At 60.7% G+C, this 14,602-nt stretch carries 10 protein-coding genes and 1 pseudogene; 1 reads left to right on the forward strand and 10 read right to left on the reverse strand.

The annotated features are described in order from the left end of the window. Positions 1-2: 2 nt before the first annotated feature. The 6 genes from M0D64_RS07785 to M0D64_RS07810 all read right to left on the reverse strand — a co-directional run bounded on the left by M0D64_RS07785 (position 3) and on the right by M0D64_RS07810 (position 9,450). Entirely contained in the window at positions 3-866 is an 864-nt protein-coding gene (locus M0D64_RS07785; protein WP_266257217.1) for a 4Fe-4S dicluster domain-containing protein, read from the reverse strand. 10 nt (positions 867-876) lie between these two features. Then, positions 877-3,855 (reverse strand): molybdopterin-dependent oxidoreductase, encoded by a 2,979-nt coding sequence (locus M0D64_RS07790; RefSeq protein ID WP_154563446.1) that lies wholly within the window; start codon positions 3,853-3,855, stop codon positions 877-879. A gap of 264 nt (positions 3,856-4,119) precedes the next feature. Continuing rightward, the gene (locus M0D64_RS07795; RefSeq protein WP_154563391.1) at positions 4,120-4,860 is read right to left on the reverse strand and encodes an OmpW family protein; all 741 of its coding nucleotides are present in this window, start codon (positions 4,858-4,860) and stop codon (positions 4,120-4,122) included. Between the two features lie 510 nt (positions 4,861-5,370). Beyond that, entirely contained in the window at positions 5,371-7,392 is a 2,022-nt protein-coding gene (locus M0D64_RS07800) for an acyl-CoA synthetase (RefSeq protein WP_266257218.1), read from the reverse strand. Beyond that, positions 7,389-8,345, reverse strand: coding sequence for a fumarylacetoacetate hydrolase family protein (locus tag M0D64_RS07805; RefSeq protein ID WP_266257219.1), 957 nt, complete (start codon positions 8,343-8,345; stop codon positions 7,389-7,391). Before M0D64_RS07805 ends, M0D64_RS07800 begins: the two co-directional genes overlap by 4 nt. Before the next feature lie 34 nt (positions 8,346-8,379). Further along, positions 8,380-9,450: a VOC family protein gene (locus M0D64_RS07810; protein ID WP_266257239.1), complete on the reverse strand. Its 1,071-nt coding sequence runs from the start codon at positions 9,448-9,450 to the stop codon at positions 8,380-8,382. Between the two features lie 349 nt (positions 9,451-9,799). Here M0D64_RS07810 and M0D64_RS07815 point away from each other — a divergent pair, with 349 nt between their 5' ends. Continuing rightward, positions 9,800-10,555 (forward strand): TetR/AcrR family transcriptional regulator, encoded by a 756-nt coding sequence (locus tag M0D64_RS07815; RefSeq protein ID WP_154563397.1) that lies wholly within the window; start codon positions 9,800-9,802, stop codon positions 10,553-10,555. A gap of 20 nt (positions 10,556-10,575) precedes the next feature. Here the strand turns inward: M0D64_RS07815 and M0D64_RS07820 are convergent, their stop codons facing one another. The 4 genes and pseudogenes from M0D64_RS07820 to M0D64_RS07835 form a co-directional block, all read right to left on the reverse strand. Beyond that, positions 10,576-11,280, reverse strand: a complete 705-nt coding sequence (locus M0D64_RS07820) for a membrane integrity-associated transporter subunit PqiC (protein WP_266257221.1) — start codon at positions 11,278-11,280, stop codon at positions 10,576-10,578. Further along, positions 11,277-12,872: an intermembrane transport protein PqiB gene (locus tag M0D64_RS07825; RefSeq protein WP_154563401.1), complete on the reverse strand. Its 1,596-nt coding sequence runs from the start codon at positions 12,870-12,872 to the stop codon at positions 11,277-11,279. Before M0D64_RS07825 ends, M0D64_RS07820 begins: the two co-directional genes overlap by 4 nt. After that, positions 12,859-14,277 carry a paraquat-inducible protein A gene (locus M0D64_RS07830; protein ID WP_266257222.1) on the reverse strand — a complete coding sequence of 473 codons (1,419 nt, stop codon included), beginning with the start codon at positions 14,275-14,277 and terminating at the stop codon, positions 12,859-12,861. The genes M0D64_RS07825 and M0D64_RS07830 overlap by 14 nt, the downstream gene beginning before the upstream one ends. 11 nt (positions 14,278-14,288) lie before the next feature. Beyond that, positions 14,289-14,602: pseudogene (locus M0D64_RS07835) on the reverse strand (RND transporter); the annotation flags it as partial.

Raw genomic sequence — 14,602 nt, forward strand, 5'->3', positions numbered from 1 at the left:
GATCACGCGACTCCCACGCCGTTTGTCGACTGGGCGAGCCTGATGTCGCCCAGGTAAACGCTTTCGTCCAGTACGCAATTGCGCCAGGCGTTGCCGAGGTCATGACGGATTTCGACCCGGTAGAGGCCGCTTCCCTTGACAAGGCCACCGAACCGGAAATCACCGAAGCTGTCCGAGACGGTTTCGGCCACCTTCTGATTGCCCACGTACAGAGCGACGACCGCATCCGTGATGCACTCGACCACTTCGCCCATCTGCGCGCTGATGCTTCCGCCAATGAAGCAGGTTTCCCAGCGCTCAAAGTCGCTGTACCACACGCGTGGCTTCGTGCCGAGGTTGGGCCGCAATACCTTGAGCCCCTCGCGCCGGGCCTTCTCGGCCATCGCTGCGTCATCCAGCTTGACCGTCTCGAAGACATCGGTGGGACAGGACTGCTGGCAACGCGGCCGGGGCCACCCCTGATCGAGCAGATGGGCATCGAAGATCCAGGTCTGTGGCAGTTGAAGCTCTTCATTCCAGACGATCGCCTTGTACGGGCACGACTTCACGATGTCCTTCCGGCCCCGCGCCTTGTCCGGGTCAATAATGACGATGCCGTCGGCGCGCTTGCGGATCGCGCTACCGCCGACACGCATGCACGGCGCTTCGTCGCAGTGATTGCACATGACCGGCAGATACGTGGTCTCGACCATATGTGAGTCGCCCTGAACACGGCGCAGGATGCGCACGGGGCTCTCGGCATCGGCCGCGGCGGGCGCGGCATAACCGGGGAAGTCGTTGCCGACGTGCTCGTCGCGCGCGGCAATGACGCAGTTCTGGCAGTTCTCGCAACGCCCAACCTTGATAACCATATTCCACTTGCTCATTCCATGTTCCTCATGCTGCGCGACCGAGCATGAACGCCTCGGCACTTCTCCATTTTTCGACCTGCACCAGACAGGAGTTAGGGCTCATGCTGCTCGTGCCGGCGGTTTGAGGCCGGTCGGGGGTCAGCATATTCATGCAACCGCCGATTTCGACGCGCTCGCCATCGATTTCAATCAGTTTGAATTCGGCGCTCGCCTCGTACGACTTGACCACTCCCGCGTTGACCAGCGGTGAGACGTCGGCCGCGCAGATCACTGCGCCCCGGTCGTTGTAAACCTTGACAAGGTCGCGATGGACAATGCCTCGAATGGCCGCGTCTGCCCGACCAAGCCTCAGCAGCCAGAAGCGGTGCCCGCCGATTAGCGCGCGATGGTCCTCGATGCTGTTAACCGAGGAATTCTTGCCGTCGCAATGGGTATGGAAGCTGTAACGACTGTGAGTGGCAATCAACTGCAGCGGATAACGCTGGGCCAGCTCCGAACGCAGCCCCTCCCAGGAGGGGATATAGCGGTTGAGCGGCGGCCGCTCGGGATTGTCCGCCGTATGCCGCTTCAGCAACTCGGGCACGAACTCCAGCTTGCCGCTCGGCGTCTGCAGGCCCGTGCCGAATTTTTCAGCGAACTGCGACGGCAGCGGATGTGGTTCCTGCAGGTCCTTTCGCCGGCCCTCCGCAAACCAGCGCATGTCCACCGGATGGCGCAACTCGGGCTTTTCGGGCGGCACGACAAAATAGCCCTTGCGGCAGAACTCGCGCCACGAAATGTGATCGGGCAGATCCGACGAGTCGAAGACCCGCTTGACCCAGTCAAGCTCGCTGCATCCCTCGGTGAACACAGCGCCCAGGCCCAACCGGGTCAGGATCGCGGTGAAGATGTCGTAGTCGGAACGGGACTCGCCCATAGGCTCGATGCACTTGTGCTGCAGCGTCATGATGCGATGATTGACCGTGCTGTACCCATGATGGGCGTAGCCGCCGGAATTCGACCATTCCCCGATGTCCCAGCGCTCCAGAGAAGTGCATGCAGGCAGGATGATGTCGGCAAATTGAGCCTCACCCTCCATCCAGATGGACTGGTTGACCACGAACTCGATGCTCGAGTGTCGGTAGGCGTCGGCCCAGCGTCCGGAATTCGTCACCGTGCTGAAGGCGGACCCGCCGTAACGGTAGATCATGTGGATCGGCGAATACCCGGGCATGGGATAGGTGAACGGCGCGAACTGGGCTTCCTGCGACATGCCGTCCCACAGGTAGCCCGTGGCATGACCGTTGATGATGGCGTCGGGCAGTTGCTGCCGCGGGACCATCTGCTTGACGGGATTCATGGTCAGGATGTGCGGCATGCGCTGGTAATTGTTCACCGCATTGGCGGTCCACGCCAGGTCGCCGGAAATGCCGCCGTCCGCGTAGCCGGGGAAATAAAAATGGAGGTCGTGAGGGACACCGACTTCAAGGCAGCCGAAATTCACGCCTGGCTTACCCCAGCCCTGCATCCCCATCATCATGATCATGCAGCGCGCCCATTGCGCTCCCGTTGCGCCTCGGCCCGCGCCACCAAATCCCGCACCGGTCATCCCGACAGCCAGATGGACCTTCCTGTTCCCCCATCGGCGCGCAAGCGCGCGGACGTCCTTGGCGGGCACGCCGGTCTCGCTTTCCTGCCACTCGGGCGTCTTGGGAACGCCGTCGGTTTCGCCGAGAAGGTAGGCTTTCCACTCGTCGAACCCGGTCGTGCGGGTGCCGACGTAATCCTTGTCGTACAGGTTTTCCACGGCCCACACGTACATGATGGCGGTTGCGAGCGCAGCGTCGGTTTGCGGTCGGACCGGGATCCAGCGCCCGCCGAGCAATTGCGCGGTGGGGTTGCAGTGCGGGTCGATATGAACGAACTCGATGCCGAGTTCTTTGGCCCACAGGCGCCGCGGCGTCCCCTCGAATCCCGCATAGGCGCCGTTGGTGCTTTCGGGATCGCAGGACCAGAAGACGATCATGTCCGCTTCCTTGAGGCAATCCTCGACACCCCCATAGCCGGATGGCACGCCGATGCGCATCGAGTTGCCGAAATGATGCATGGCGCCCCAGTACCAGCCCTCCCAGCTGTCCGGATTCGCGGCGACCCGGGTGAAGCCGATCAGGTTGGCAAAGCGCGTCAGCGCGCTGAGGTAATAGCCCACATTGCCCCACTGGTGGTGGGACGACAGCGGGAAGGTAATCGAACCCGGACCGTGAACGCGCTTCTGCCGGTTGATTTCTTTGGCGACAATGTCCAGCGCCTCGTCCCAACTGATACGCACATAGCCGGACTTGCCCCGGTTCTGGGGATTGCGTTCGCCGTCAGGGTCGAAATCGACCCGCTTCATGGGATGAAGGATGCGCTTGTCCGAATAGACGAGCGACTTGAGCGTCAACGCGTGGGGCGCAACCAATCCACGCCGTGGCGGCCTGAAGCGGCGTCCGCGCGCTTCGATTACCCAGCTTGGCGCATCGGTGCTGTCCAGGTCGATGGGCGTCACCCGAATGACGCGGCCACCCTTGACGTAGACGAACAGCGGCCCGCCGTTTGTGCAGGTGGTGTAGCGGCGGGTGCCGTCGCGCATCGGCGTGCCCATCGGCAAACCGACGGTCTGCATCATGCTCAGGGTTTGCATGACCCAAACCAGCAGTTCGTCTTCGCCCTCGGTGACCACCTTGAAGTTCTTGGCAGCGTGGATAATCTCGCCCTGGTCCGGCTTGGAGGAAAAGAACTTCAGCGCGGTAGCGACATCCTTGAAGGCCATGCGCACGTCGGATCGCCGATGATTGCCGGCACGCGACCGAATGTGGCCATTCTTGAACTCGATGACCCGATTGATGCTTCCGTCCATGAGCCCAATCGAGACGACGAGATCGCGCTCCTTCAGGCGATCACGATAGGCGGGAAACCGGCGTGCCGTCAGCTCAAGGAGCTTGGGCAAGGCAAAAAGAATGGTCTTGAGGACCTGTCGTTTCATTATTCGATCCAAAGAGAAGCTTTGTTGCGCAAGCGGTGGCATGACTGCATGACCGACCGCTTCCCCGAGCAGCAGCGCAGTCATGCCGGGCTGTGGCGCAGAGACCCGGCAACGCCGGGCTCCAATGCATCAGCGTGTGTCACCACATGTCGTACTCGACAGTGAAGTTGCCGACCGCAGCCAGGTCCGGGTGCCGAAAAAAAACGTCCATTTCTTCAATGAGCGTTCAAACCTCTTGATTGACGCATTGAGGACCTGCACGCGCTAGAACGTATAGGCGACGTTCAGGAAGACGTTAATCGGATTGAGTCGGAGCGTCGATTTCGAAACGATCTGCGTTCCCGTTGCGGTCTGCCCGTATAACGTAAGGTGGGTCTTCACCGGAACGTAGCCGAGAGAGGTTCCGACCGACCAGTGTTTTGTAATCGCGTAATTTGCCCCGATCTCGAATACCGGATTCCACGATGAACTGAGTGTCGCACGTGCCGAGCCGCCTGGACCAAGGCTATCAGTGACAAACTGGCTATTGGTTGTCCGAACCTGGGTGAACCACGTATAGTTCACGCCGAGTCCGACGAACGGACGGAATTTCGATTCGGCTGAAAACAGGTGGTATCGAAGTTCGATGGCGGGCGGCATCGGTCTCGTCGAACCGAGGTTGCCATACTTCTGCAGCGTGCCATCGCCGACCAGATTTACCTTCAGTGGCAGTCCAAACAGCATGGCGATACCAATGTTGTCGGTGACGTAGTACTCAGTGGTAATCCCCACCGTATCGGTTGAGCTGGCGTGCGCCCCGCTACCAGCCACCTGCCGATTCACCGCTACGCCGCCAATGCTTTCCACGGTCAGTGGTGTTGCGTCGCCCTGTGGCGCAACGTGAAGCCATCCTGTCGACAGTGTCACGCTTCCGGCCGACTGTGCATTGGCATTGTCGATAAGCCCAGCCGAGCAGACGCAAGCTGCCATACCAACCGAACTGATCGCGCGTTTGCAATTTCTCATGTGTCTTCTCCTGTCTCTTTGTCTGGAAATTTTTATGAATCAGTGGTGTTGCCTTTGGAACTGATCAATTGATAGTTTTCCTGCCTTTCGTATCGTCACGGATGCCGCAAGCCCCAATCGCCCTGCACTCTAGTAAGCGTGCATCGCGAAGCGCTCCGTCTCAGGCGGGAACACGCACCACGCGCCGTCGCGGTGCCGGAAGAAGAAGAATCCAACTGGGCCTGTCGGTAGCAGTAGCTCGATACGAACACAGGGTCTCTGATTCGAGCGCGCGCGGCCGAGCCGGGTAACCCGAACCGGCGTCGAAGAAGTCGACCCGAGCCATTTTTCAACCTGCGAACGCAAAGACCTTTCTGATACAACGCTCATCCTGTTCTTCCACAAATTAGATATCCTAAACTCATAGCACCGTCAGGCATTGGAAATACGCATCGGGACGCGTGCGTACGGGTGATTAACCTTTATTCCGCGCGCATGACTGAACGCGCCCTTTTGATCTCGCGGTTCGTGTTACGCTGGCCTGCCGCGCGCATCTATCGCTGCCGGGTCCATCACAGTCGGTTGCTCTGCCCGTGAGGGCCTCGCGGCGGCGGCCGAGATCGAAAATGCGAACGGAAAGCGCCCGAGCACGGAAGTCGCCAATGCTTTGAGCGCGGGGTTGGAAAGTTCGACGTGAAGCGAAATGCCGCGCGAGGTGTCATCAATCAGGCTAACGGTTGCATCCTCGACGCCTGCTTCCGCGAGTGCCGACTGCAGGGCGTCCGTCATTTCGCGCCGCTTCAGTGCGGGCTTGAAGATCTTGCCAACGCCCGTCAGAGGTATCGCATCCACGATCCGTATGCCCTTCGGCAACGCGGCACGTTCGTTTATCTCGTGGCGCAGAAACTCGGCCAATTCTGCTTCGGTTGCGGTGGTGCCTGGTTTCAACTGAACATAGGCAACCGGCAACTCACCGGCGTGCATATCCGGGCGCCCTATCGCTGCGGCGATCTGGACTGCGGGATGCCGATGCAGTGGTTCTTCGATTGCCGCCGGGTCGATGTTGTGCCCCCCGCGGATGATCAGTTCCTTCTGCCGGCCGGTGAGCCAGAAGTAACCGTCGGGGTCGCACCGTCCGAGATCGCCGGTGTTGAGCCAGCGCGTGCCGTCACCGCCTTCCATCCAGAGGCCGCTGTTCTGCTCCGGGCGGGTATAGCCAACGAACACGTTTGGCCCGGAGATAACCAGTTGGCCGACCTCATCCGCAACGCAATCCCGTACATAGCGGCCGGTTTCGTCGACCACCACCGCTTTCATTGCCTGACCGGGCAGACGAAGCCCAATCGAACCGACCCTACGCTCGCCAAGCGGAGGATTGACGCTGCTGACGCAGGTACCTTCCGTGAGGCCGTAGCCCTCCAGGATTCTTACGCCGGTACGCTCCTGGAATGTGCGGAGCAGTTCCACCGGCATGGGGGCGGCGCCGCACAGCCCATACTCGAGCGAACTGATATCGTGCTCGCCAACCGGAACGTCCAGCAGAGACCCATAGAGTGTCGGGACACCGCTGAAGAAATTGATGCGGTAATGCTCGACAATTTCCCAGAAACGCTTGACTACGCCCTCGCCCCGATAACCTTGCGGTGTGCCGAGCACGACGTGGGCACCACGCGAGAACGCCAGCAGACCTGTCACCAGTACGGCGTTGACGTGGAAAAGCGGCAATCCGCAAAAAATCGTTTTCCCCGGCCCAATGCTTTCGCCGAAGAATTGACCCGCGTTCCACGCATTGGCCACCTCATTGCCGTGCCGTCGAATCGCAATCTTCGGCAGTCCGGTGGTGCCGCCCGTGCAGAAGAAGGACGATAGATCGTCGACACCCATCCCATGCACGCTGCCGAGCGCCTCGTCTTCCTTGGCAATCGCGGTGCTGAAATCGTGAATGCCCACATGTGAAGGAACGGCACTGTGAATGCCGCCAGGCCCATGCAATCTTGAACACTCGTCACGGTGCAGCGTCCGGGCCGCGGAACGCTTTTCGCGCGGCATCCGGTCGGCCAGATTGACGAGCACAAGATCCTTCAGGGAAGGCACTTTATGCAGCACCGCTTGCACTTTTTGCCAAAGATCAGTGCCTGGAAATGGCGCCAGTGTGACGAGCACGCTGGCCCCCGAAGCGTTGAGCAGTTCGCCGATAGCCTCCCCCTCAAGCAGCGGATTGATCGCGCAGACGATTCCCGCCGCCTCAGCGCCCCAGATCACGAAGTGTGCCTCCGGGAGGTTGGGCAGTACATAGGCGACAACTGAGTCGCGTCGCACTCCCAGCCGCGAAAACATGTTCGCGGTTCGCGTGATGTCGCGCACCAGTTGGCCATAGGTCCAGCACTCGCCGTTCCGGTACTCGTCGGCCGTTGCAATGAACGAAAGCGCGGGTGCCGATGGATTGATGGCGGCGCCCCGGCAGATCATCTCGTAGGTACTCGACGGCAGGTCCGTCAACTGACTTTGCGTTTCGATGGCCTGGACATCGTCCATGTTCGCGACGCCTGTCATGCTGCCTCGTCAACAACAACGTTCCGCTGCACGCCCAGATTGATGGCGCCGTCGCAGCTGACGATATGCGCCTCCACGAGGTCCCCCGCCCGCAGGTATTGCGGCCTGTCCTCCTGCATCTTCAGAAAAAGGCGCCACTTTTCTGCTTCGGGCAGTTGCGCCGCGGCGCGCTGCTTTTCGGGCGACGGGATGCTCAGCGCACAACCGGAAGGTGTCCCGGTGGCGAGCAAATCGCCGGCGTGCAGGTCGTGAACGGCGGAAAGCTCCGTTAAGGTCTCTACCGGGCCGTAGACGAGGCCCGCCGTGGAGTCATTCTGGCGGACCGTTCCGTTTACCGTCAGCGTCAGCACGAGTTCCTTTAGCTTCGGAATATCCTGTTTCTCCAGGAGGCAAAGATAAGGGCCGACGGGGCCAAACGTGCGATAGCTTTTGCCCTTGTAGAACTGCATTTGCGGAATCTGGATATCGCGCGCGGAATAGTCGTTGACGATCACGGCGCCTGCGATGTAGTCATGCAGATTCTCTTCGGTGACAGATTCGCGGGACGTAATGTCGCGTTTGAGGACGAGACCGAGTTCGATCTCGTAGTCGAGGAACTGCACCCCGTTTGGCTTAACCACAGGCGAGTCGGCCGGAACAATGCAGCTCGTCGCCTTCGTGAAGATCATGTTGAATTTCTTCACATCCGGGTCCATCCCGGACTCGATCATATGCTGGCGATAATTTGCGCCCTGGCAGATGAACTGCTGATTGGCAGTCACGGGCGACAACCATTGCACTTCCGATTCGGGAATCGTCAGACCGCGTGGCAGGAACAGCCGTTCGATCGGGTTGGCCTCGATAAACTCAGCGGTCGACCTGAATTCGCCGGGAATCGGCGTGATAGCGCCATTAGCGACCACGCCCCACTGGGCGTGGCCGTGATGCAGGTAATGCAGAACGTGAAGTGCCATTTATCGATCTCCGGATTTTATGGAAGGGATTGGTTCAGGCGAAAATCTTTGCCAGCCTGCGCAGCTTGGCGAACGTCAGGTCGGGGCTGCGGCGCAGGTTTTTGACGAGCGCCACGATGCTCGCGGGCGTGAATTTTGGTTTGGTGAAGCTGCGCGGCATTGCCGGTCCCCACTGCGCCATCGCTTCGCGACTCACCGCATGCACGCCCGCGGGCGTGTCGGCTGTAAAAAGATCGCCGTCGCAATAGTGTTCATGCTTGTCGCCCCACGGATCCTGCCAGTAGTCGAAAATCTGGCTGCCCAGGATATGCCGGCCGATGCCCCACGCGTGCGTCCAACCCTTGTCGCGCAACACGCGCTGCCCCATGCCAATCGCGTCAGCGTCGACGACTTCGTACGCGCTATGGCTGTAGGTCGGCACGAAACCTTGTGCGAGCGCGAGCGTATGGTGATCGGCCGGCCTGCCGCCCAGATCGAGCCGCATGAATGCAACGACGGGCGAACCATCCGGAAGTACCTGCACATCGCTTGGAATAAAGCCGAAGTGCTGCGTATACCACGCGCAGGTTTCCTGATAGTCGACGAGTTCGAGCACCACATGTCCGAGCCGGATGATTTCCGGCGCGCATTCGGGCGGCCGCTGCGTTCCGTTAATGCGCACGGCCGCGTCCACGGAATTGAACGGCAACGGTGGCCGATGAGATAGCGCCGAAGCCGGCGCCTGATCCCATATCGCATCGACGCGAAAACCGGAAGGATCAGTCAATCGTACGGTATAGCCGCCGCCCGGCAAGGGCGATCGTTCGACCGCAGATGCCCCAGGCAGCCCCGCAAGCGCATCGAGCGCGGCCTTGGTGTCGACCTGCAGCCCGAGGCCAACGAACCGGGATTTCGGCGCCTTTTGGATCACATAGCAAAAATGCGAAGCACCCGTTCCTCGCAATAGGACAAGCTCTTCTGTCCGCGACACAGTTCGGAGACCGAAATCATTGAGAAATTCCTCGGCTTTCACAAGATCCGGCCGATCGAATATCAGGTAGGTCAATGCCGAGGCTTTCGCCGTGGGATTGGGGTGACGGGCCGGCTGTACGGTAGTCAGTTTCATGGCAGGACGGAAATCAAACGGTTTGAATGGCGTATTCGGCTTCGATAGCCGGCGTGCGCCGATGAGATTCGACGTGACGGGCATCGGACCGCCATCCAGGCTGCCGGGCAGATTCACGCTGCCGAACGGGCTCAGCGCGGTCGACCTCATGTGCCGACGGCTGAACCGGGTTGTGCGGGCCGGACGGCCCGGTGGTGTTCATTGCTCCTGTCTCCACTGTCGCTCCATCTGTCTATTTGTTTATCGGGCGTCAGCATGCGCCTTTGTGACATTAAAGTCATCGATGATCATTTTGTCAATAGAAACATTTCCATCTATACTTGGATATGACCAAAGACTGGAACTCGTTATGGCGAACTCTTTAAACCGGCCCGTGCCCAAGCGCTCCACCCGTGCGGCCCCCGTTCCTCCGGTCGCCGTTCCCGAGGAGCGCGAGCCGCGCGGAGCGCGCCGCAAGCGCGAGACACGCGCCCGCCTGCTCGACGCTGCCCTCCGGCTCATGGCGGAAAAGGGCATGGAGGGCGTGGCGATCAACGAAATCACTGAGGCCGCCGACACCGGCTACGGCTCGTTCTATAACCACTTCGAGTCGAAAGAAGCCATCTACGCGACGCTCGTCAGCAACGTGTTCGAGGAATTCGCCGACATGCTCGATCGCCTCACCGGCGGCCTGTCCGACCCGGCCGAGGTGATTGCCGTCTCGGTGCGCCATACCCTGATGCGTGCGCGGCGCGATCCCGTTTGGGGACGCTTCCTGATACGGGAAGGTTTTTCGGCGCACATCCTGAGCCGTGGGCTGGGCCAGCGGCTGCTGCGGGATATCGGAAACGGCATCGCCGCCAAGCGCTTTGTGGTCGCTGACCCCTTCATCGGCTTTCTTTCGGTGGGCGGCACGGTGCTCGCGGCAATTGCGGCCGAGCTGAATTTCGTCGCGCCGGGCGCGCCGGCGGCAGACCTGCTCGACGAGCTCGGCTTCAGCGGAGAGCATTTCGCCGAGCGTACGGCAGCAACGCTTCTGCAAACACTCGGGCTCAAGCGCGCGGAGGCCGAGAAGATTTCGACGCGAGCATTGCCGCTCATCGAGGCAGAAGTCGAGGCGGAATAAGGCGGACGCGAAAAGGACCGTCAGGGGCTTCGGGTCACCCCGATCCCCGCCTCAGCGTAGACCATTTGCGGGCAGGATACCGGACGGGTCACCGCTTGCGGGCTCCCGTGCAATTCCGACCTCCTGGCAAGCTCGCGGAGGCCCCGCGCAATCTCCGTGGCGATTCGTTGCAATGCCTGCCGGTCACCATCCGCGATTGCATCATAGCCAAGCGAGACCGGCTGGCTGGCTATGCTGTGGCAGGTCATCGTTTCCTGACCATTTGACGGCTGTATGCTCCATACAGCTTCAATCAGTACGTGCGACCCAGGCCACGTCTCAAAGCGCTGCACTTGCACCGAAATGCGGTACAGCGGAACCTCGTCCGTGCGCGCCATCCCGTGCACGTCGACCGCGCCCGATTGCCGGGTCACCGTTGCCAGCACTGCGGTGCGGATTTCATCCGGCAGCGGCGACGCCCAGCGATCGTCCTCCAGCACCTTGACCTGAGTGGCGTTCACCTGAACGACGAGCTGGCTCCTCGCCAGCGCGGAAGGCACGGTAACGGGGCGCATGTCGATCAGAACGGCGGGGCTTACCGTGCGATTCGCCGTGGCCGAACCGCCGCCGGAGGCAAGCGTGTAGAACCGGCTTGGCGGAGAACCACACGCCGCCAGAACGGCGAGACTGATGCCCGCGGCCACACGAACGAAAGCGCGCAACGAAAAAGACTGAAGGAAAATCAAGGCCGGTCTCCTTTCTTGCCGAACAGAAGTGCCTGGGGATGGCGTTCCAGATAGTCCGCGAGCGCATTGAGAGACTGCAGGGTACGGGTCAGTTCCTGCATCGCATCCTGGACGTCCGATTGCAACGGCGCCGCCTGCTGAAGCGTCACCTCAGCGGTGCCGAAAGTCCGCTGCGCTGCCGCCAACGTGTCCCGAGCCTGTGGAACGACCTCCGTATCCAAATGACCGAACAGCTTGTTAGCGTTTTCCAGCGCGCCATTGAGGTTGGCGCCAATCTTGTCGAACGGGACCTGATTCAGTTTCCTGGCAATGTCCGCAATCTGCACCTGCAGTTCGTCGAGCGTGTTCGGCACGGTCGGCAGCTCGATCGGATTCTGATGCACATCCACGGTCGCCCGCGGGGCTTTCGGGAACATGTCCAGCGCGACGTACAACTGACCGGTCAGGAGGTTGCCGGTTCGCAACTGGCCACGCAACCCTTCCATCACGAGGTGCTGAAGCAGCTCATGCCCGCCTGGCGTGTTGGGGGCCGGTAGCGCCTCGCTGCTGCGCCGGCTGAGCCTGTCGGGATAAAGTGCCATCGAGACCTTCATGCTGAAACTCTTGTCCATTTCGCTGTATTCAATACCGATCTCCGTCACCTGCCCCAACGCGATTCCGCGCAGGTCCACAGGTGCACCAACGGACAATCCGCGCAGCGACTGGTTGAATCGCATCACCACATTGAGGGGTTGTCCGTCCGGCTCGCGCATCGCGTCCGACTCGTCCGCCGCGAGTCGAAATACCGCCTTGTCAACGGCCTGTTGTCCGGCGTCCTGACCCGGCGGTGACTGAAACGCGAGACCTCCCACAACCACTGTCGCCAGCGACTGTGTGTTGATCTTGAGCCCGCTCGAGTCGAGCCGAAGATCGACACCGCTCGCATGCCACCACCGGGTGTTCGTCCCGACATACTGGTCGAACGGCGCATTGACAAAGACGTTCACGATCACGCCCGAGCCGTGCGGGTCGAGTGAAAAGCCGACCACCTGGCCCACCTGCACACGACGGTAAAAGACAGGTGCACCGATATCGACCGACCCCAGCGAATCCCCTCGCAACGTATACTGGTGCCCCGGTTGGCCGCTGGTGACGATGGGAGGATTCTCGAGTCCGACAAACTCCGTCCGTTTTTCTGACGATTGCCCGATGTCCACGCCGATGTACGCGCCGGAAAGCAAGGTACCGAGGCCCGAAATGCCGTTGGCCCCCACGCGCGGGCGAACTACCCAGAAACGCGTACCTTGTGTTGCGAATTTTTCCGCCTCCCTGGTGAGTTGAATTTTCACCATCACTTGCTGGAGATTTTTCGTTAGCGTAATGGCCTGCACGGAGCCGATTTCGACATCCTTGTACTTGACCTTCGTTTTGCCTGCCTCCATTCCGTCTGCGTTATTGAACGAAACCGTGACCGTCGGCCCTTTTTCTGAAACGGATCGGGCCACTAGCGCAATGCCGATCAACGCCGAGATCAGCGGAACTAACCAGATCAGGGAGGGAAGCCAGCGTTTTCGCGGTTTGATGTCGGGAGGGGGTAGATCAGGAAGATGCATCGCTAGTGGATAGTGTTTGCTGATTTGAGTTTATGGATGCGACAGAGCTATGAACCCGTGCGGACTCGGCATCGTCAGGATGCGGCTGTGCGCAACGGACGTTGTCCCAGGTGAGCCGCGGGTCGAACTGATGCGATGCCAGCATGGTGAGGATCACGACGGCCCCGAAAGCGAGCGCGCCCGGACCCGCGGTAATGAAGGCGAAGGAGCCGAAGTGCACCAGGGCAACCGTGAGTGCAACAACGAAGACATCGAGCATCGACCACCGGCCAACACGCTCGACGATACGAAACAGCCTCGCGCGTTCGAGCGGCCGCCAGTCCGAATCCCGCCGGGCAGTCAAGGTCAGCAGCGCGAGAACCGTGAGTTTGAGCATCGGCACCATGACGCTCGCCACGAAGATAACGACCGCGAGCGGCCAGTCTCCCGAACTCCAGAAGTAGCCGACACCGCCGAGAATCGTGTCGTCCTCCGAACGGCCGAGCGACGACGCATGCATGATCGGCAAAAGATTCGCCGGAATATAGGCGATCGCTGCGGCGACAAGCAGACTCAGCGAACGCGTCACACTCTCCGGACGGCGCTCGTGCAGCGGCGAGTCACATCGAGAACAGTGCTGGTGCGGCTGATGTGCGATCGCCGTCTGAACCAGGCCGCAGGTATGACACGCCAGAAGTCCTGCATGTCTTGCCGTGAGCCAACCCGTGGCTCCTGTTTCCGGCGAGCCGGAGGCGTCACCCGGCTCAAAGCGGCCGCCACTGACGCTTGGCCGGGGAACGTCCGCGGGCCGAAATACCTTCATTTCGTCGCAAACCTCCCACAACACGGCAGGGTCGAACGCAGCAACGATGGCCAACATCACGGTCAATGCGCCGAATGCAAACAGGCCCGGTCCAGGAATCACCTGCGCGATGCTCACCATTTTCACGATCGTGATGAGCACCCCGAGCATGAATACCTCGATCATTCCCCACGGTCGAACGAATTGAATGAGGCGAACCATCTGGTTGAAGCCAGATGGCCGTTTGCCCATCCGAACAGGAACCAGCACGTAAAGAAAGGCGAGTAACTCCGTCAGCGGAAACAGCATGGACGAGCAGAACACCATGCATGCGACAACACGCATGTGTCCGGCCCACAACGATTGCACTGCACCGAACAGCGTGGTCTGCGAGGTAATCCCGTTCGTTTCCAGTCTTAATACCGGGAACGCCTGCGCAATAACGAAAGTAATCAATGCCGCGACGGTCAAAGCGCAAATGGCCTCGAGCGACAGACCACTGCGATGCATTCCTTTGAAACCCGCACCGCACCGCTTACAGCGCGCAACCAGCCCACCCAGACGCGGCGGCTTGCGGAAAAGCAGATCACACTCGTGGCAGACAATCAGGTTCCGATGTTCCATGTTGGGACGCGTCACTCTTTTGACGTCACGTGCTGCTGAGCGGACGGCAATTCGCCCATCGCCTGGAACAGTGCGGCGGTATCGGTCATGCGCTGGCTCCCGGCGCGGACGGCGCCCAGCTGTGCATTGAGAAATCGCTGCTCGCTGGCATGCTGTGCCGTTGACGGCAAGGAACCGAGGCGGGCGCGCGACGCGGTTTCGTCGAATGCCGCACGGGCTGCCTGTGCCGCTCGTTCGGTAGACGCCAGCGACTGTGCGTCGTTATCCAGCGCGGCAAGCGAATCGGCGACATCCTGGAATGCCGACAGAACTGTCGACTTGTAGT

This window comes from Paraburkholderia sp. WS6, from assembly GCF_030464835.1.
GTDB lineage: Bacteria > Pseudomonadota > Gammaproteobacteria > Burkholderiales > Burkholderiaceae > Paraburkholderia > Paraburkholderia madseniana.

Coding starts and splice junctions, on each gene's coding strand:
- M0D64_RS07785 (WP_266257217.1), bottom strand. CDS start 866: ATGAGCAAGTGGAATATGGTTATCAAGGTTGGGCGTTGCGAGAACTGC.
- M0D64_RS07790 (WP_154563446.1), bottom strand. CDS start 3,855: ATGAAACGACAGGTCCTCAAGACCATTCTTTTTGCCTTGCCCAAGCTC.
- M0D64_RS07795 (WP_154563391.1), bottom strand. CDS start 4,860: ATGAGAAATTGCAAACGCGCGATCAGTTCGGTTGGTATGGCAGCTTGC.
- M0D64_RS07800 (WP_266257218.1), bottom strand. CDS start 7,392: ATGACAGGCGTCGCGAACATGGACGATGTCCAGGCCATCGAAACGCAA.
- M0D64_RS07805 (WP_266257219.1), bottom strand. CDS start 8,345: ATGGCACTTCACGTTCTGCATTACCTGCATCACGGCCACGCCCAGTGG.
- M0D64_RS07810 (WP_266257239.1), bottom strand. CDS start 9,450: ATGAAACTGACTACCGTACAGCCGGCCCGTCACCCCAATCCCACGGCG.
- M0D64_RS07815 (WP_154563397.1), top strand. CDS start 9,800: ATGGCGAACTCTTTAAACCGGCCCGTGCCCAAGCGCTCCACCCGTGCG.
- M0D64_RS07825 (WP_154563401.1), bottom strand. CDS start 12,872: ATGCATCTTCCTGATCTACCCCCTCCCGACATCAAACCGCGAAAACGC.
- M0D64_RS07830 (WP_266257222.1), bottom strand. CDS start 14,277: ATGGAACATCGGAACCTGATTGTCTGCCACGAGTGTGATCTGCTTTTC.